18 protein-coding genes are annotated in these 18,527 nt (G+C 53.2%); 7 read left to right on the forward strand and 11 right to left on the reverse strand.

Going from position 1 to position 18,527, the window contains the following annotated elements; translation table 11 throughout:
* A partial coding sequence (locus BP727_RS11675) for a methanogenesis marker 16 metalloprotein (RefSeq protein WP_286858953.1) occupies nt 1–935 on the reverse strand: 935 nt, incomplete at its 3' end.
* Between the two features lie 322 nt (nt 936–1,257).
* Between BP727_RS11675 and BP727_RS11680 the strand changes: the two genes are divergently transcribed.
* From BP727_RS11680 to BP727_RS11690, 3 genes are all read left to right on the forward strand, one after another.
* Nucleotides 1,258–2,265, forward strand: coding sequence for an ABC transporter substrate-binding protein (locus BP727_RS11680; RefSeq protein ID WP_052297612.1), 1,008 nt, complete (start codon nt 1,258–1,260; stop codon nt 2,263–2,265).
* A gap of 73 nt (nt 2,266–2,338) precedes the next feature.
* Nucleotides 2,339–3,061 carry an ABC transporter permease gene (locus BP727_RS11685; RefSeq protein WP_013720223.1) on the forward strand — a complete coding sequence of 241 codons (723 nt, stop codon included), beginning with the start codon at nt 2,339–2,341 and terminating at the stop codon, nt 3,059–3,061.
* 161 nt (nt 3,062–3,222) lie between these two features.
* A complete protein-coding gene (locus BP727_RS11690; protein WP_273278473.1) occupies nt 3,223–4,413 on the forward strand; it encodes a methionine adenosyltransferase in 1,191 nt (396 codons plus the stop codon).
* Nucleotides 4,414–4,460: 47 nt separating this feature from the next.
* On the opposite strand, the gene BP727_RS11695 is transcribed toward BP727_RS11690, so the two are convergent.
* On the reverse strand, nt 4,461–5,312 hold the full coding sequence (locus BP727_RS11695; protein ID WP_273278474.1) for an Mrp/NBP35 family ATP-binding protein: 852 nt from the start codon (nt 5,310–5,312) through the stop codon (nt 4,461–4,463).
* A 28-nt stretch (nt 5,313–5,340) separates the two neighbouring features.
* Nucleotides 5,341–6,249 carry a radical SAM protein gene (locus tag BP727_RS11700; RefSeq protein ID WP_273278475.1) on the reverse strand — a complete coding sequence of 303 codons (909 nt, stop codon included), beginning with the start codon at nt 6,247–6,249 and terminating at the stop codon, nt 5,341–5,343.
* Nucleotides 6,250–6,363: 114 nt separating this feature from the next.
* On the opposite strand from BP727_RS11700, the gene BP727_RS11705 reads away from it, so the two are divergent.
* Nucleotides 6,364–7,308, forward strand: coding sequence for a HEAT repeat domain-containing protein (locus BP727_RS11705; RefSeq protein WP_013720227.1), 945 nt, complete (start codon nt 6,364–6,366; stop codon nt 7,306–7,308).
* Between the two features lie 21 nt (nt 7,309–7,329).
* Here the strand turns inward: BP727_RS11705 and BP727_RS11710 are convergent, their stop codons facing one another.
* The gene (locus tag BP727_RS11710; RefSeq protein ID WP_276620011.1) at nt 7,330–7,914 is read right to left on the reverse strand and encodes a YkgJ family cysteine cluster protein; all 585 of its coding nucleotides are present in this window, start codon (nt 7,912–7,914) and stop codon (nt 7,330–7,332) included.
* A gap of 57 nt (nt 7,915–7,971) precedes the next feature.
* Between BP727_RS11710 and engB the strand changes: the two genes are divergently transcribed.
* Entirely contained in the window at nt 7,972–8,541 is a 570-nt protein-coding gene (gene engB / locus BP727_RS11715) for a GTP-binding protein EngB (protein WP_286858956.1), read from the forward strand.
* 17 nt (nt 8,542–8,558) lie between these two features.
* On the opposite strand, the gene BP727_RS11720 is transcribed toward engB, so the two are convergent.
* The 6 genes from BP727_RS11720 to BP727_RS11745 form a co-directional block, all read right to left on the reverse strand.
* Complete coding sequence (locus BP727_RS11720) at nt 8,559–9,464, reverse strand: mechanosensitive ion channel family protein (protein WP_276620009.1); 906 nt, start codon at nt 9,462–9,464, stop codon at nt 8,559–8,561.
* A gap of 62 nt (nt 9,465–9,526) precedes the next feature.
* Nucleotides 9,527–10,732, reverse strand: a complete 1,206-nt coding sequence (corA, locus tag BP727_RS11725; protein WP_273278479.1) for a magnesium/cobalt transporter CorA — start codon at nt 10,730–10,732, stop codon at nt 9,527–9,529.
* A 56-nt stretch (nt 10,733–10,788) separates the two neighbouring features.
* The gene (locus tag BP727_RS11730) at nt 10,789–12,063 is read right to left on the reverse strand and encodes an Nramp family divalent metal transporter (protein WP_273271522.1); all 1,275 of its coding nucleotides are present in this window, start codon (nt 12,061–12,063) and stop codon (nt 10,789–10,791) included.
* Nucleotides 12,063–13,424, reverse strand: coding sequence for a magnesium transporter (locus BP727_RS11735; RefSeq protein ID WP_286858957.1), 1,362 nt, complete (start codon nt 13,422–13,424; stop codon nt 12,063–12,065). Before BP727_RS11735 ends, BP727_RS11730 begins: the two co-directional genes overlap by 1 nt.
* Nucleotides 13,425–13,449: 25 nt before the next feature.
* On the reverse strand, nt 13,450–13,929 hold the full coding sequence (locus BP727_RS11740) for an Lrp/AsnC family transcriptional regulator (RefSeq protein ID WP_276620005.1): 480 nt from the start codon (nt 13,927–13,929) through the stop codon (nt 13,450–13,452).
* Between the two features lie 166 nt (nt 13,930–14,095).
* Nucleotides 14,096–14,719 carry a hypothetical protein gene (locus BP727_RS11745; protein WP_286858958.1) on the reverse strand — a complete coding sequence of 208 codons (624 nt, stop codon included), beginning with the start codon at nt 14,717–14,719 and terminating at the stop codon, nt 14,096–14,098.
* Nucleotides 14,720–14,915: 196 nt separating this feature from the next.
* On the opposite strand from BP727_RS11745, the gene BP727_RS11750 reads away from it, so the two are divergent.
* Nucleotides 14,916–15,386 carry a peroxiredoxin gene (locus BP727_RS11750; RefSeq protein WP_273271518.1) on the forward strand — a complete coding sequence of 157 codons (471 nt, stop codon included), beginning with the start codon at nt 14,916–14,918 and terminating at the stop codon, nt 15,384–15,386.
* Nucleotides 15,387–15,491: 105 nt separating this feature from the next.
* Here the strand turns inward: BP727_RS11750 and BP727_RS11755 are convergent, their stop codons facing one another.
* Nucleotides 15,492–16,538 carry a hypothetical protein gene (locus BP727_RS11755; RefSeq protein WP_276620002.1) on the reverse strand — a complete coding sequence of 349 codons (1,047 nt, stop codon included), beginning with the start codon at nt 16,536–16,538 and terminating at the stop codon, nt 15,492–15,494.
* Between the two features lie 220 nt (nt 16,539–16,758).
* Between BP727_RS11755 and metG the strand changes: the two genes are divergently transcribed.
* A partial coding sequence (gene metG / locus BP727_RS11760) for a methionine--tRNA ligase (RefSeq protein ID WP_286858960.1) occupies nt 16,759–18,527 on the forward strand: 1,769 nt, incomplete at its 3' end.

Below are 18,527 nucleotides of genomic sequence, written 5' to 3' on the forward strand. Positions count from 1 at the left end.
CCATAATTGGCCTGGCCTATCACCGTCCGGGTGTTGATGTCATTTACCGGCAGGGCGATCTCCCGATCTCTGCGAGCGATCTCCTCCAGGATGGTGGAGCTGGTCACGGGGATGGGCACAGCCAACGAGCAAATGCACTCCGGCCCCAGGCCGGTGACAAATCCGCCCATGTACTCCGCGGTCATATGATGCATATCAGCAAAACCGGATAGATTTGGTTTGTCGCGGCTGCTGCGGGTTCCTGTGCCCAGGACGTAGCCCTCTGCCCCGTTGAGGAGAATGCGCGTCCCAATGCCAATCGTCTCCAGCAGGGGGTCACACTTCAGGGGATTGATCTGGCCGCAGCCGGAGAATGTGGCCCCCTGACAGTGAGGCTCAAAGCCCCGGGCATGAAAGATGGTCCTGACCGACCGGGAGCCGGGATTGACAAAAGCGGAGTAGTTCTTGAAGGCATGGCGGGAGCCGAACATCCGGGCCTGGGGCATATCCTCCAGCCCCGCCTCCGCCTGCAGCAATCCTCCCTCGTCCGTCTGGACCTCCACCTGAATCGTCTTCCCCTCCACCAGATCCCGAAATAGATGGCCTCCGCCGTAATCCGGCCGGTCGCGGCTGCAGGCGGTCCCGAATACGATCAGATCCAGTAGCCCCAGGTTCTCATTAGGACAGGGACCCACCTGGGCTGATATGCCGTTCAGCCAAACGTTTCTCGCCCTCTGGAAGGATCCCGGCTCGGCTACCGGAAAGGAGAGAATGGCATATGTCCCGCTCATCACCGCCCGGGTAGCGGTGGTTACCACGTCCACCTCTTCGAGGCTTGACCTATCCTCATCCTCCACCAGACGGGATACCTCTTCTGCGGTGAGGACAACCGCCTCGCTCCGCTCTATCCTCTCCAGTATTTCGGAGAATTCTTTTCCGACCACTATGCTTGCCATTCTTCACCTGCGCGACCTGCTCTGCCGCTCTCCTTGTCTGGCCTGCTCGCTTGGGATGCTCGAACGGAGTTCCTTGCATACCATACTATTTCATCATCCGCATTTCCCTTTCAATCTGCCGATTGTCCCCTCATTCTTTGGCCATTTTGTAGTATATGTCCACTCAGTTGTCCAGATGGGGAAATTGCTGTAGCATGACCGGAAAATGCTTTATACCGATCTTTCCCCAGATGACCATAAGTCGGTATAATCAAGGTACAGTTAGGTAGGCATAGGTAGACATAGACGGTTTAGGCAGGTTAGATAGGTATAGGTGATCGCATTGAGGAAATTCGTGTTGATAGCCACCCTGGCAGCAGTGGTGGTACTAACCTTGGGCTGCATATCCCCTCCTGAGAAGACCGAAAGCACTAATCTCACAGAGAATTCCGCAGGAATTACCACCCTGCGCATAGGCTACCAGCCCAGCACCCATCAGATTGCCGAGATGGTTGCCTCTGAGATGGGCTGGTGGGCGGAGGACCTTTCGCCCTTTGGCATAACTGAGATTAAAGAGTTTGAGTTTCCCACAGGAGTTCCGGAGATGCAGGCCATGGTCGCAGGAGAGCTGGATATTGCTTACGTCGGAACGGCTCCGCCCATTTCAGCCATAGCTGCTGGACTTCCGGCCAAGATAGTGGCCGCAGTCAACATCAAGGGTTCAGACCTGGTGGTCCGGCCAGACTTGGCCTACAGCGGACCGGAATCCCTGGAAGGCCTCTCCATAGGCACATTCCCGCCCGGGTCAATTCAGGACACTGTAATGAAGAAGTGGCTTACGGATAATGGAGTTGAAGTCTCAGAAGTGGATATCAAAGCCATGGACCCAGGACCTGCTATGAGCGCTCTATCCGCAGGCAGAATAGATGGAGTATTCCTTCCCCATCCAGCCCCATCCATTGTGGAACTGAACGGCAAGGGCAAGGTGGTGGTGGCATCAGGCGAGATGTGGCCTGACCATGCCTGCTGCAGTCTGGTGGTCACAGACAAGCTCATCCAAGAGCAGCCTGAACTGGTAGAGCAGATCATAAAGACCCATATAAAGGCGACAGAGTACATCAATACTCATCCGAAAGAGGCCGCAGAGATCTATTCCAGAAAAACCAATGCGAATATCACTGAAATTGAGCATTCCATTGAGAACTGGGACGGCGAGTGGGTCAGCGATCCAAATCTGCAAATACCCTCAACGGTAGAATATGCAAGAGTCGACTATGAGATGAAGTATACTCAAAGGGAGCTGACAGAGGAAGATCTCTTCGATACCAGCTTCTACGAGAGGGTGAGCTGAACTGAGAAAAGCTAGTGGGAGTAGGATCTCGCGTGTCCTGAGAGACCAGGGCATTCCTGTCCTTTCCATTTTTATGTTGATTGCTCTCTGGGAGACGGCAGCATTTCTCATTGATGACAGATTGATTCTGCCCAGCTTCTCCCAGGTTGTTTTTGCCTTTATGGAAAACTGGCGGTCTATTCTTTTGGATGACCTGCCAGTCAGCGCACTTCATTTCGCCATCGGCATGGCGGGCGGTCTTTTAATTGCCCTTCCCATTGGAATGATAATGGGATGGTTTAAGTTTCTGGACAGCATTTTTGATCCAATCGTGGAGATACTGCGCCCCATACCGCCACTGGCCTGGATCCCATTTGCCATCATCTGGTTTGGCATTACCAATACTGCAGCAGGATTTATCATATTCATAGGGGCTGTGTTTCCCATATTGACCAACACCTACATGGGCTTCAAGAGCCTTCCCCGGGTGTATGTCGAGTCAGCAAAGGTTCTGGGTGCAACCAAAGATCTCGATCTGATCAGGTATGTTGCTCTGCCCTACTCTCTGCCCTCCATTGCAGCAGGCATAAGGATTGCCATGGGAATTGCCTGGATGTGCCTTGTCGCCGCCGAGATGTTCGGGGTCAGCAAGAATGGCCTGGGATTCAAGATCTGGGACTCCTATGGCCACTACCGGATGGACGAGGTATTCATGTACATGATCGTCCTGGGTCTCCTGGGCCTGGCTATAGATCGTACCTTCCGCTATGTGGTGGAGGAGAGAATGCTCAAGTGGCAGGTGGGCCTGACTCAGTAGGCCAAAGAATCAGGGGAGAGGAAGCCACCTCCTCCATCTGGCCATTTGGGCTTATTTTCCAATTGGGCTGCAGTGCAAAGCATTAATATGACAGTGCACCTCTTTAATTTGTGGAACTGCCTTAAAAGCTGGTTAATGATAACGGCATTCGAGGAAATGACATGAAGAGAAACATCAAGGTTGAACGCCTCAATCAAAGGCCTTTGGAGCAGCAGGAGATAGAGCTGGTAGAGCGCAAGGGAATAGGCCATCCGGACAGCGTAGCAGATGGCCTCGCAGAGTCCATCAGTCGGGCTCTATGCCAGGAGTATCTTGATCGATTTGGAGCGGTGCTGCACCACAACACTGATAAAACCCAGATAGTGGCTGGAAGGTCTAAACCGGCATTTGGAGGCGGCGAGGTCATCTGCCCGCTGTATATTCTGCTCACCGGCAGGGCCACAAGGGTCTTCAAGGAGGAGGAGATCCCGGTGGACACCATTGCCATCAAAGCGGCGCGCAAGCTCCTTGTTGAGTCCCTCTCCAATTTGGATGTCAACAACCACGTCATCCTCGATGCGAAGATAGGGATGGGCTCCTCTGATCTGCGCGACGTCTTCGGTCGGAAGGTCCCCTCCGCCAATGATACCTCCTTTGGCGTTGGCTATGCCCCCCTCTCCCAGACGGAGAATATCGTCTATAACACTGAGCGAGAACTGATGAATCTCAAGAAGAGCATTCCCGCCATTGGCGAAGACATCAAGGTCATGGGCATGCGCCAGGGAGATGAAATCAACCTCACCATCGCCTGCGCCCTGGTGGACAGGTATGTGGCTAACATGAAAGAGTATGCAGACACGAAAAGGGAAATTGTCGAGCATGTGATTGATTTCGCCAAGCAGTTCACCTCCCGCAGGGTATTTGCCCAGATGAATGTGGCGGACAACATCGAAGAGGGATCGGTCTACATCACAGTCACTGGAACCTCAGCGGAGATGGGAGACGACGGTGCAGTGGGCCGGGGCAACCGGGCCAATGGCCTCATCACTCCCAACCGGCCCATGAGCCTGGAGGCGACCTGCGGAAAGAACCCCATCAACCACGTTGGAAAGATCTATAACCTCCTGTCCATCGAGGCAGCAAAACAGATCGCCGCCGAGGTCCAGGGAATCGAAGAGGTCTACATTAAGATCCTATCACAGATAGGAAAGCCCATCGACGAGCCCCATATCGCCAGCGTGCAGATCGTCCCCAAGGAAGGAGTGGACATAAAGTCATTGCAGGATGGGACCACAGAGATACTGGACGACTGGCTGGGGAGTATACCAAAGCTGCAGCAGATGCTCTTCCGGGGAGAGCTCAGCACATACTGAGATCTCAACAAATTTTTTAAAAAAAAGGTTTAGCCCCAAGGCAGTAGCTATCTCAGGATATTTTTCAGCCTCTCCACAATAAGGCGGAAGATATCTGCGGCAGGTGTATCTCCCTCCACGAAGGTCTGGCCGGCATCGCCCAGTGAGCAGACCTGGGGATCAATGGGAATGGATCCCAGAAATCTCACATTCATCTCCTCTGCCATTCTCTCCCCGCCGCCGCTCTGAAAGATATCGATCCGTTGATGGCAGTGGGGACACATAAGGCCCGCCATGTTCTCGATAATTCCAATAACAGGAAGCTTCATCGTCTTGACCATATTCACTGCTTTGCGGGAGTCAAGCAAAGAGACCTCCTGAGGAGTGGTGACAATTATCGCTCCAGCCAGGTCGGGGATGAGCTGCGCCACGCTCAAAGGCTCGTCGCTGGTACCCGGCGGGAGGTCGATGATCAGAAAATCAAGCTCTCCCCATTCCACATCCTCGATGAACTGCTTGATGGCTGCCATCTTCATCGGCCCCCTCCACACCACAGGCGTGTCGCGGCTGGAGAGGAGAAGAGCCATGGAGGCTGCCTTGATGCCGCCGGCATCTGCTGGTTTTATCCCATCCTCCCCCAGCACCAGACTCCGGTCCTCAATTCCCAGGAGCTTTGGTATATTCGGGCCGGTGATATCGGCGTCCAGAATGCCGACCTTAAATCCATCCAGCAAGAGGGCCCGGGCGAGGTTGACCGATACCGTGCTCTTGCCTACTCCACCCTTGCCGCTGGCGATGATGATCTTATGTTTGATCTTGCTCCCCGGGTCAACTTCGCATGTGACTGCTTCGCCGCTATTCCGGCTGGGGCAGGTGCCCTGATGAGTGCATGTCTCGCAATTTTCATTATTCTCCGTCATCGAAAACCATCCATTTGAGGATTTTTAGTTATCCTCTGCCACGGCTTTTGCTTCCCAGAAAGCAGAGCTTTCCTCCTTCGATCCTTCTGGTGATCAGACCATCGTGCTCCAGGATCTTGCAGTATTTGATGGCATCGCTATCAGTAAGATCATGAAGGCGGCAGATCTCCTCCAGGGTAGAGGGCGAGCGGCATAAGCTGTCCAGGATTCTGTTGCGAATATCAAACGGGACCCTCCAGTCCCAGTCGGGAATCAGCTCAGCTCCTGGGAAGATCTCCAGCATCCGAACCATCTCCTCCTCGCTCAGGGGTCGGACCGGCTCTGCCGGAGTCCTGACCACGGTGTTCAGCTGAATTCTGTCCGGCTCAGTCGATTCCGCCGCTCGAGCTATGAGATCTGCCTCATGGTCATTGATCCCAGCCACCAGCATCACCTCCAGCCAGATCTCTCCCGAGTACTCCCGGCGAAACTCCTTGAGGCCTTGAATTATCTCCTCGATCTTCAGGCCCGGATCAGGCCGGTTTATCGCCTGGAAGGCAGCGGGAGAAGCGGCATCTAGGGAGGGAAGGACAATATCCGCTGCTGCAACCTCCTTTCGAACTGCAGGGCTGGTAAGAAGGGTGCTGTTTGTGATCACCGCCACTGGGCGGGAGACGGTCTCTTTAGCGAAGGCCACCACCCTTCCCAGATCCTGGCTCAACGTCGGCTCTCCCGAACCGGCAAACGTCAGGTAGTCGAAGGGCTCATTCCTCTTCTCCCTGATCTCCCCGAGCACCTTTTGCGGAGGTACAAACCGTCCCCGTCCGCAGGTCAGGCAATCGGTCCGGCCCAGCTCGCAGTAGATGCAGTCCAGATTGCAGGTCTTGTGCCTGAGCAGGTCCACCCCCATGGATAGCCCCAAGCGGCGGGAGAGCACAGGTCCGAATAGATATCCCATGTTTTCTGTTCCTGTCCAATGTCTGCCGAAGCAGCCCTTTAACGCTTAAACATTTGCATGCAATTGAATTCTATTTGCACAAAGCTTAATAGACTGCCATGCCCATGAATCGGCATGGACAAGGCTCATGAACTCATAAAGAAGCTCGGCCAGAGCGATGACTATTTTGAACGTCAGAAAGCGGCATGGGCCCTGGTAAACCTGGGTGACGAGGCGGTTGATGCCGTTGCTGAAGCCCTGGAGAAGGGCGAGTTCTCAGACCTGCGCTACAAGTCCGCCTGGATCCTGGGCAAGACAGGATCTGCCAGGGCGTTAAAGCCTCTCTGTTATGCCCTGCTCAGTGATCCGGATCATGTGGTTCGCGAGTGGAGCGCAGCCGCTATGGAGGCACTGGGCAATCAGGAGGCAGTACAGCCTCTGGTTTTGGCCATGAAAAGAGACGGCTCCAGGGATGTACGCTTGAGGGCGGCGATGGCCCTCCGCGCTTTAGAGGCAGCAGAGGCTTTCAGAGATCTTCTGAGCTATGACGATCCCGAGGTCCGGGGGATGGCCACCACCGGCCTCGCGAAGATCGGCTATGCTCAATCCCTGCCGGATGTGGCCCGGCTGATGACAGATGAGAGTGCGGAGGTTAGGCGAAGGGCGGCAGCCTACATGGGAGAGATAGCCCGCGAAGAGGGCATTGAACCCCTCACTCGTGCCCTGCAAGACGATGAGGTGGATGTACGCTGCGAGGCCTTGAAGTCCCTGGGAAAGATAAAAGGGGAGAGAGCCGCAGATCTAGCTCTTGCCGCTCTGCCGGACAAAGAATGGAAGGTGCGCTATACTGCCGTGACTGCTCTGGGGGAGATAGGCCACGACAAAGCCCTAGATGCTCTGATAGAGGTCATGTTCAGCCAGGATGACGAGGAGATCAGAGCCTGGGCGGCCTGGAGCCTGGGTGAGATCGGGGATGAGAGGGCGATAGAGCCGCTGAAAAAGGCTTACAAGACCTGCCCCACTGAAGTGATGAAGAGGGCCCGGGATTCGCTGGTGGAGGTGTTCGGAGAAGAGGTCTAGCTCCGACTCCACCATTGTTGTTCAGAGCTCATCCAGAACTCTCCTCAGATGCTCTTTGCTCCGCCTGATCTCCTCTGTGCTGGGGGAATATCCCTCCTGCTCCCTTTGTACCTCTTCCATCGCCCGGGTTAAAATCTCCATAGTCTCCACTGACCCCGGACAGGACGGGTTTACTACCACCTGATCGGAAGAGCCGTAGACCCCAAGGAATGGAAATATGCGGCAGGACCAGGGACGGGCAGCATAGATCTTGCAGCCGCCCGCCAATCGGTCATAGAACTTGCAGGGGAGGATGTGCTTGAAGTCCAGAACTCCGGGCTTTTTGGGATCGGGAATAGTGTACTTTTTCAGGGCCCTGTTCAGGGGGATTTTGAGATGCTTTGCCAGTTGTGCAGCATCCTCGGGCCGCAGGCGGATGGGATCTCCGGTGGTGCAGCATGTCCCGCACCGCTGACACCGGAAAAGAATGTGGCAGGCCATGCGGGTGTAATCTGCCGGGGTGTACTTCGGCTGATCAAGCCGCGGGAAGACCTCTCCGTCAGGGAGCATCGTAGCCTTCAAGAGCAGAACTGCGACCTCTTTTGGATCCTTTTCCCCTTCCGTCATTTATGCTATTGTTCTCAGATAGGCATCCTTTTCAATCTTGCCCTTCCTCTTAATGCCATGTCCAAGGAAGTTGTCCTCATCGGCAGGTCCAACGTCGGCAAATCCACCCTATTCTGGGAGCTTACGGGAAAGAAGGTCCCGATCGGCAAGCGTCCTGGTATCACCCAGTACCCGTTCAAGACCAAGGTAGGGAATGTCTTCTATGTGGATATGCCCGGCTATGGCTTTATGTTTAGAGCAACTAAAGCCGATCAGGAGAAGACCAAAGATTTGATCGTCCATTATTTTGAAGAGCATGCCAGGGAGATTCTCCTGGCGGTGCAGGTAATTGACGCCGCATCCTTCCTGGATATAGCCGACCGCTGGGAGGGCCGGGGCGAGGTGCCGATGGAGATAGAGCTTTGGGAATTTCTGGACGATTTGGGCCTGGACTCGGTCCTGGCAGCGAACAAGATGGATCGAATAGCCAAGCAGGACAGGGATGGAGCACTGGATCTGATCTGCGAGCGTCTGGGGATGCTCCCACCCTGGACTCAGTGGCAGGACAGGATTGCTCCTATCAGCGCCAAACGCGGTCAGATCGAGCCCCTTCGAGCCATCATCTCCAGAAAGGTGGCCGTAGCCTGACTGGGCATGATTGAGAGCTATATTCCCTGGCCCTCAAACTCCTTTATCACTGCTTCTCTGATCTCATTGCCCACCGCGCTGGCCACGTTTCTCCCCGGAACTGTCGCTTCCAGCCTGAGGACCAGCTCTCTGCTTTTGCAGCTCGAGAGCTGGACGCTCAATGGCCTGTCCTTTAAAACCTGAGAATGGCCGCGCGCCTTCTCCAGAATTATCTCCCTCGCTCGATCTATGTCCGCTGCCTTCTCCAGATCGAAGTCAACCGACCAGGTTATTTCTTTTTCCCTGATCGTCCAGTTAATTACAGGTTCTGTGCTAATGATGCTGTTTGGAACAATGATTCTGCGGTTATCTGCGGTGCGAATCACCGTATGCCTCAGGGTCAAATCCTCGATCTGGCCATAATCGCCTCTGAAGTCCACCAGATCTCCCACCCGGAAGGGCTGGAATAGGGTGATGAATATCCCAGAGGTGAAGTTGGACAGGGAGTCCTTGGCCGCATAGCCTACAGCCAGGCCAAAGATCCCCGCTCCGGCGAGCATGGCAGTGGCGACCTTATGCAGCTGTGGAATTTGCAGTATAACCAGCATCAAGCCGACCAGATAAATGGTGGCGGAGGCGATCCTGCGGATCATGAGCTGCATGGTCTCGTCCATCCTCATCTCCGCCCGGTTTATGACTTTGGGGATATGAGTTCGTAGCATCTGATCTACGATTTCGGCCACAGCTCTGACCACAAATATTATAAAAATTATTACTATCAAGTTTACTATAATTGATACGGCATCTATCTCATGAATGGCATCTGCCAGCACCTGAATGGAGGCAAGATCTACATGCCTTCCGGCCATCAAATCCACCTTATACTGAATCTGGTCAGCTAAAAGCTGAGGATCGGCCAGACTAATCGCACGAGATAAGTCCATCGTTGAGGGGATGGAAAATGAATATTTAAAGCTTCTTCAAAACGATTTTTTTTAGGCATCCATCAGATCCATTTCTTCCGGTAGAAGTATGCCAGCATCACTGCCACCACCAGCAGCATCAGCACCAGGACTGCAGGATATCCATAGGGGTGCTCCAGCTCCGGCATGTGGGTGAAGTTCATGCCATAAAGCCCGGACAGGAAGGTCAGAGGGATGAATATGGTGGAGATGATGGTCAGGAGCTTGATCACCTCATTGAGCTTATTGCTCAGGCTGGATAGATAGGTCTCCAAAAGCGAAGCTGACATATCCCTGAATGTCTCTATGTTCTCGATCACCTGGATGGTATGGTCGTACACGTCCCTTAGGTAGATCCTGGTAGTTTCCGATATGAGGTGCGAGTCCATCCTCTGCATGCGGCTTATTGCCTCCCGGAGAGGCCAGACCGACTTTCGCAGAAAGAGCATGTCCCTTTTCAGATTGTAGATGGCGGGCAGGATTCCCGGCTCAGGATTGGAGACCACTGAGTCCTCCAGCTCCTCGAACCTATCGCCCAGCTTCTCCATGATCACAAAGTAGTGGTCGACGATCGAGTCGATCATGGAGTAGGCAAGGTAATCGGCACCCTGCTTTCTGATCCGGCCTTTGGACGTCCTCAGCCTCTCCCTGAGGGGCCGGAATATATCCACATCTTTTTCCTTAAATGATATTATAAAATTATTGCCAAAGATTATGCTCACCTGGTCCATGTCGATATTGAAGTCCCCTATCTCATCGTCATCCTCCGCTTCCTCATAGTAGAGCATCTTGAGGACGATGAATATGTAGTCCTCGTAATCCTCAACCTTGGGGCGCTGGTCGGTCAGAATGTCCTCTAGAACCAGGGGGTGCAATCCATAGCATGCTCCCAGCTTTTCCAGAGAATACACCTGCCGGGGACAGTCCACGTTGATCCATATCATATAGGGGCGGTCCCGGAATATCAGACAGTCCTCAACCTCATTGGTCTCCGTCTCTAGAAAGTGATTCTCATCGTACTCTATCACTGTAAACCTGGGCAGCTCTCGAGCCTGAACTTCGGGAGAAGTGGCCGACCCATTGGGAACTGGAACTGAATCCGAGTCTGAGGCCTGGATATCCGGCTCTTTTTCTGATTGGATTAAGGGCGATGCAGAAGGGGATCCAGCAGGCGAGGGCTTGATGGGAGTATCCGCGCCGCTATTGGATTGACGATCTGACGAATAATCCTCTTTTCCCGGTTCCTGCAAGATACTGCCTCCTATTTCCTCCGTTTGCTATATCTCTCTTCTGGGCACCTCTTAAATCATCCACCCAAAATGGGAAAGATGGTCGTCACCACCAAGAGAACAGTGAGGATGCTCATGATAATTGTTGTGCTCCAGGCGATCAGATTGAAGAGCTTTCCGTTGGTGTATTTTCCCATGATCTTTCTGTCATTAATCAGAATGAGGATGAAAAGCAGCACCATCGGCAGCAAAGATCCGTTAATCACCTCCGATAGGACCATTATCGCCAGCAGCGGAGCGTTGGGAATCAGTATGAAGATGGCACCGAAGGCGATCAGCAGGGTGAAGAGGAGGTAAAACTGTGGCGCATCCCCGAACCTCTTGTTCAGTCCGGAGTCCCAGCCCATCCCCTCACATAGGAAATAGGCTGTCGAGAGGGGCAGTATGGATGCGGCAAATAGGGAGGCATTGAGAAGTCCGAAGGCGAACAGCCATGCGGAGTATTCGCCAGCCAGAGGGAATAGAGCAAGAGCTGCGTCCTTCGCCGTCTCAATCCTTATTCCGCCCGCAAAGATGGTAGCGGCGCAGGTGAATATTATGAAATACGATACGACGTCAGTGATAAGGCAGCCCACATAGACATCCCATTTGGTGTACTTGTACTCGGAGATCTTGATCCCCTTCTCGACGATGGTGGACTGGAGGTAAAATTGCATCCAGGGGGTGATGGTCGTTCCCACGATCCCAATCACCATATATAGGTACCCAGACTCCAGGCTCAGGCTGGGAGTGACCGTCTGGGTGAAAAGAAACTTCCAGTCGGGCTTTAGCATCAAGCCGGATATGATATAGGTGATGTAGACCGAACTGGCGATGAGAAATACCTTCTCTAAAGAGCGGCGGTTGCCCATGACCACGATCGACCAGACCAGGACCGCGGCCGCGGGAACGGATACATATTTGCTCACCCCGAATATCTCCATGCTCGCCGCCACCCCAGCGAACTCCGCAGTAGTGGTGCAGAGGTTAGCGATAATGAAACCGAGGAGAAGGACCACCGTCGGCTTGACCCCGAAGCGCTCCCGGATGAGATCGGCCAGACCCTTGCCCGTGACCACGCCCATCCGGGCGCACATCTCTTGCACCACGAACAGAGCGAAGGTTATGGGTATGAGAAGCCACAGGAGAGAGTATCCAAAATGAGCCCCGGCGATGCTGTAGGTTGTGATTCCGCCGGCATCGTTATCCACATTGGCGGTGATTATCCCCGGCCCGATGATGGCCAGAAACACGGCCAGCCTGGCCAGGGATATCTGGGGAGCTCTGCCCCTCAGGCCTATACCCAATTGCATCAGTCCATCCCTCGGATCCTGCGCAGCTTATGGTAGTTCCAAGGCATGCGCTTCCTGAGGTCTTCGGGAATTATCTCATCTAAAGCATCGTCGAAGGTCACCATTCCCAGGATCCTGCCCTCCTCGTCCGCCACGGGCACGCACAGGAAATCGTATTTGGAGAGGAGGTTTGTGACCTCTTCGATGGTCGAGGTGGGAAGGACGCTCATAACCTCTTTTTTCATGAAGGTGCTCGCTATATCATCGGGTTCGGCTAAGAGCAGGTCGCGAAGAGACATGACTCCCAAGAGTTGACCTGAATCGCTCTGGACATAGATGTAATAGATCATATCCACCTCTCTTCCCGATCTCCTAAGAATGGAGAAGATATTCGATACCGTGCATCTGGAGGGGACGGCAACGTAATCGGTGGTCATGAGGCTTCCCGCAGAGCTATTGCTGTAGGCCATCAGCTCTCTGACCTCCTCCGCCTCCACCTCGTTCATCAGTTCCAGCACCTCGGTGGCCTTGTTCTCGGGCATTATCCCCAGGAGGTCGGCTGCATCGTCGGGATTCATGTTCTCCAGGATGTCAGCTACATCGTCGCTCTCCATCTGATTGACCATGGTGGCCTGGACCTCCGGGTCCACCTCTTCCATGGCCTCGGCGGCGGTCTCCTCGCCCAGGGAGTCGAGAATGAGAAGGCGATCCCTGTTGTTCAGCTCCTCCAGTATATCAGCTATATCCGCGGGATGAAGGTCATTGATGGTCTTTCTGGAGATCTTGAGGTGAAGGCTCCGTAGGTTGGGATCAAGGGGATCGATATAAGACCAGGGTACGATGCGGTTGGGCAGTCTTGCCATCAGGCCGCGAGAAAGGCCGCCAAATCCCAGCCTCCTGATTATCCCCTTGAAGCCTACGTCCACCCCCACCAGGCAGAGGGATCTCTTTACCTGGCCGAGGAGGATGTCGTTTACCCTCACCACCTTCAAGCCGTCTATATCCACGATCTGCCGGTCAAGAATGGTCTCGGTAACCAGGAACTCATTCTCAGAGAGCCTTCCCGGAGGGATCTCGTCCCTGGACACATCCAGGCGGATATCGCCATTGATGCTGCCAACGCTGGAAATGGGCAGGATGACCCTCTCTCTCAGGATATTGGAGGTATAGATGATGCGCGAGATCTCCAACAGGGTATCGCCAGGCCGGAGGGCGAGGTCTGAAAGCTTGCCTACAGCATTTCCCTCCCGATCGCTGATCTTCATTCCCTGCAGCTGGCTGAAAAAGCTTACCCGATTGGATCCATTTGTTGCTGCCTCCTTGACCCAAAGGGGGCCGGTGGCTGTGATCTTTTCGGCGATGCCCCTGGATGTGCGCCACATATCACCTCAATACTCTCATTGCGCCCTAGACAGGAGGGCTCTCCTCTTTCGCCCGATCCATGACCACAATCTCCAGTAGGTTCTTAACTCCTTCAACGGAACGGATGCGGTCGTTGATGATGGTCTTCAGCTCTTCCAGGCCACGAGACCAGACCTTGAGGAAGAGGTCGTACTCTCCTAATATTCCGTAGACCTCGGTTATCTCCGGGATCAAGATCAGAGCGCGAACCGCCCGATCATGGCTCTCGGAATCGGTCTGGACCAGCATGATGGCGGTTACTGTATAGCCAGTGGCAGCGGGACTAGCGCTGATGGTGAACCGCTCAATGACCCCCTGGGACTTCATGCGCTTCAGACGGAATTGGATGGTTGCATCGGCGATGCCTGACCTCCGCGATATCTCCTGCAGGCTCATGCGACTGTCCTCTCGAAGGTTAGTGAGAATGGTCCTATCTACCTCATCCAGCTCCAAGCTATCGCCCACATCTATCTTGTATTTCTTCAATAATTCTTCTTGATATTGGCAAAAAACCAATAATACCATATATAGATTCCTAATTGACCATTTTTTTGTTGTAGATCAAGCATTTTCAAATTACCCTAAAATTTTCATGGCTAGCGAGGTAATACCAGTTTGAATTTAGATACAAAATTTTAAAAAAATAAACATTTTAATAACTTGACGATCTTTGAACCTCGAAATCCCCTTCCAGGGACATACTGGATCCGATCTTGCTCTTGCCCAATCCACCCTGGGATGATGAATAATTATGGATGCCTTTAGAGCTGGACTGAGAGCTGGAGCTTGCACTCTCTGAACCGACTGCTGTGCGGCCGATCCCGGATACGGGTGAAGCCATTGGATCTTTGCCGGATCCGATCCGGTCAGAAGCATTGACTGCGGTTGCATTATGAGCAGTGGTGTTGAGCGCAGTCCAGTTCAGTGTTCTTGTGTTAATGATCGAGGCATTTTCCGCGCTGGAATTTTTGGAATCATTGGAGGATAGATTGATGAGCTTTGATAGATCGACAGTTGAGCCATTCGATTGGACAGTATCAATACCGATGCTAAAGAATGTGCTGTGCTTGTTATTTGACTGGTTGCCGTTGGATACGGGACCGCTCTGCCAATCAGCGATCTTATCCTCCATGCTCTGAGCATCTATATTCATTGAGCCAGATATGGGTGTAGCAGATCCGGTGATAGTAAGCCCTTCAGATTCGATGCCATCCGCGGCCAGAAGGGAAAGCGATGCCGTTCCAAGGACAATTAATACTGCCATTACTGCCTTCACAGTTCCACCTTCATGCTATTAGCATTATAGATGAGATAATACAATTTTAATCTTCCTATGAAAGCCCTTTGGATAGAATCTGGCTAATGTGCGAAATCTGCGCGTCCTACAGTTATATTATCTTTCTTCCCATAGCCTTTTATTTTCACTTCTCCAATCCTATCAATTATTAGAATCATCGAGGATGGCGCTAAATATGATAGAGATTGGCGATGTTGCCCCGGACTTCTGTCTGCCCGGAGCAGGGGGTCAGGAGATCTGCCTTAATGCCCATAGCGGCAAATGGCTGGTCTTATACTTTTATCCCAAGGATAACACCAGCGGCTGCACCCGAGAGGCTATGGACTTCACTGCCCATCTGCCTGATTTTCGCAAGCTAGGCGCAGAGGTGGTGGGAATCAGCCGGGACAGTCCTGCAAGCCACGAGAAGTTCGCCGCCAAGCACAGCCTGAAGGTGACGCTTTTGAGCGATCCGGACCATAGGGTCACCGAGTCTTATGGGGCCTGGGCGCTGAAGAAGATGTACGGCAAAGAGAGCTATGGGACTGTCAGGTCCACCTTCCTCATCGATCCAGAGGGAAAGATAGCATACATCTGGAGGAGGGTCAAAGTGGATGGCCATGCCGCTGCAGTATTAAAAAAATTGCAGAAGCTGCAGGAAATATAGGATCTATCTGGAGAGCAGAATTGATGGGGCAGGAGGGCAAAAGCCCCTCGCTGCTGCCCATTGTTCTCAGCTTGATCGACATTGGATCTTTTTTCAGCCCTACATCTACATGATATCGTTTGTGTTTAGCGAGGTTATAGGCTCGACAGTGCCGGGGGTAGCATTGCCCGCTGGTGTTTCCGCTGATGTATCATCCTTGGTCTGCTGTTTGAGCCTCTCTCTCGCGGCAGCAAGCCTGGCCTTGGTGGAGCTGACGCTGGAATTGATGTTAGAGGCCACGGTTGCGTTCTGAGCTGTGGTGTTGTTGGCCGCAGTTCCAGCTACAGCACTCTCGTTTGTCGCTGCAGCGGCCAATGCAATCGGCTGGACTGCTTGCCCGGCAGGCTGAGCTGCGGAGACATTTTGTGCTCCCGCCGTCCCATAGACCTGCTCATTTGTGAGCTGCAGATAGTCGTTATTAAAGTCAATGACAATGGGACTATCGGTATAGTAGCCATACACCAGAGACACAGGCCTGCTCTGCAAAGAGATGCCGCTGAAGCCCACCAGCACACGATCCTGGCTCGCGTTTCCAGTAGCTATGACCTCAGTATCGAATCCCGCAGTTGCACTATACGGCCAGCCCCACTGATCAAGAAGGACGAAATTCTCTGGACTGAATACTACATCCTGGGTGCCATTGTTCTGCCCACGGACCTGAACCACTATTCCCTGCTCGTCTGGGTTTATCAGCCAGTCTGTGATCCCATAGTACCTTATCAGCAGAAACTCATTGCCGGCTTTTGGTGTAGCCCACCAGTTGATATTGATGGGTCTTCCGCCCTCAGGAGTCACAGTAATCAACTTGAAGAGGCTGTCCTTTGGAACCACGAAATAGACCAGCTGCCTTCCCTCGTTCAGGGGTTTGTACATCGCTGGATCGTAAACAGCATCATACTGATCCATCATTTGATATGTGGCATTCGAGGCGTTCAGAAGCCCGGTATCCACCTTCAGGACCTCCTCACTATCATTTAACTCATATGGCATCCTGATTGAACCAAACAGGACTACTGTAGCATTTCCATCGCTGGCCTGCAGAGGGTAGGCTCCTGCCGGGCCCATAGCCAGTGCCAGTAAGAAGGCCGGAATAATTAAACACATCTTATTCATTGAATATCCCCACTTTTGCCATCATCTCTCATGAAATGGCTGACTTCATGCTTTTCACCTTTAAATTGCATTCTGCTATTGTCTGTATTTTATCATCCGGTTATATACATTTTATCCAGGATTCTTCCGACCAGGATCCCTGTACCATGCCCCCGAGAGCTATTGGGAAACCTATATCTCCCTGTTCTTTCATATCCAGCGGCGGTGTTCTTAATTGTCAATGCCTATCCTTGTAACCTGCGGCCTCCCTTACGCCAACGGGCCCTGTCATCTGGGCCACCTAAGAACCTATGTACCAGCGGACATCTTCGTCCGAGGATTGAGAAAGATGGGCAAAGAGGTGCTCTTCGTCTGCGGCTCGGATTCCCATGGAACCCCGATCGTGGTCAATGCCGAGGCTCAGGGAATGACCCCCAAGGCTCTGTCCATCAAGTATCACCAGCACTTCGATGAGATCTTCCAGGGAATGGAGATTGATTTCGACTTCTTTGGCGATACTGACGATCCTGCTTGCCACAATCGCACCAAAGAGATGGTAGAAGCTCTCATGGAGAACGGCTACGTCTATCCCAGGGAGATCGATCTTGCCTATTGCCCCAAATGCGAGCGCTTCCTGCCGGATAGATATGTGGAAGGGGAGTGTCCCTACTGCGGCAAGCCCGCCCGGGGAGACGAGTGCGACATGGGATGCGGTCGCCACCTGGAGCCGGGAGAGATCAAGAATGCCATCTGCAAGGTCTGCGGCGGCAGGGCAGAGTACCGCAAACAGACTCATTACTTCTTCCGCCTCTCTGAATTCCGGGACTTTCTGCTCGAGCATCTGCAGACCCTGGGAGGAACCGCCTCGGCCAGGAACTATGCCACGGAATGGGTGCGCTCGGAGCTCAAAGACTGGTGCATAACCCGCAATATGGCCTGGGGGGTCCGATTTCCAGGCAGCGACGACCTGGTGGTCTACGTCTGGGTGGACGCTCCTATAGGCTATATCGCCTTCACTGAGGAGTGGTGCGCCAGGTCTGGCCGGGACTGGGAGGACTACTGGAAAAAACCTTCCCAGATCATTCACTTCATCGGCGGAGATATCGTCTATCATCACTGCATCTTCTGGCCGGCGATGCTCAAAGGAGCGGGATATACACTGCCCTCGGCAGTAGTTGCCAGCGGCATGCTCAAGATCGATGACAAGAAGTTCTCCAAATCTCGGGGCAATGTCATCTGGGTGAAGGACGACTACATGGACCGAGGATTGCATCCCGACCTTCTGCGCTATTACCTGGCCAGCTATACCGCTCATAATAAAGAGGTCAACTTCGCCTGGAACATATTTGCCGATAAGGTCAACTCCGAGCTTGTGGGGGCTTTTGGCAACTTCATCAACCGGGCCCTCACCTTCAGCGTGAAAAACTTCGAGGGAAAGGTGCCTGAGGGCAAGATCGATGCTGATGTTTTGGCCCGGATCGAAGAGACCATGGCTGAGGTTGTATCCGGCCTGGAGGAGTACGAGTTCAAGAAGGCCACAGACAGCGTGATGACCCTGGCCGATTATGGGAACACCTACTTCCAGAGCCATGAGCCCTGGAAGCTGGTCAAAAGCGACAAGGATGCCGCAGGCTCTGTCCTTCGAAGCTGCCTGCAGATCGCCAAAGCGCTGGTAATTCTGATGGAACCGGTAATGCCCGCAAAGATGCAAAACGCCTGGAAGCAGCTGGGCATGCCAGGAGAGGTCAGTAAGATCGCTTTAGAAGATGCTCTTGTGCCCCTGGACTCCGGCCAGAGCCTGGGAACCCCTGAGATCCTCTTTGACCGCCTGGAGGAGAAATTCGTCAAAGAACTGGAGAAGATCTTCATGGATAGGATAAAAGAGGCCGGATCCAAAGGCAAGGGAACGCAAGATAAGAAGAAAGAAGAGATCTCCTTTGAGGATTTCCAGTCCATGGATATAAGAATAGGGGAGATCAAGAATGCAGAGGCCATTAAAGGCTCAAACAA

Origin of the sequence: Methanosaeta sp. UBA356 (assembly GCF_002496465.1) — an archaeon.
In the GTDB taxonomy this organism is placed as follows: Archaea; Halobacteriota; Methanosarcinia; order Methanotrichales; family Methanotrichaceae; genus Methanothrix; species Methanothrix soehngenii.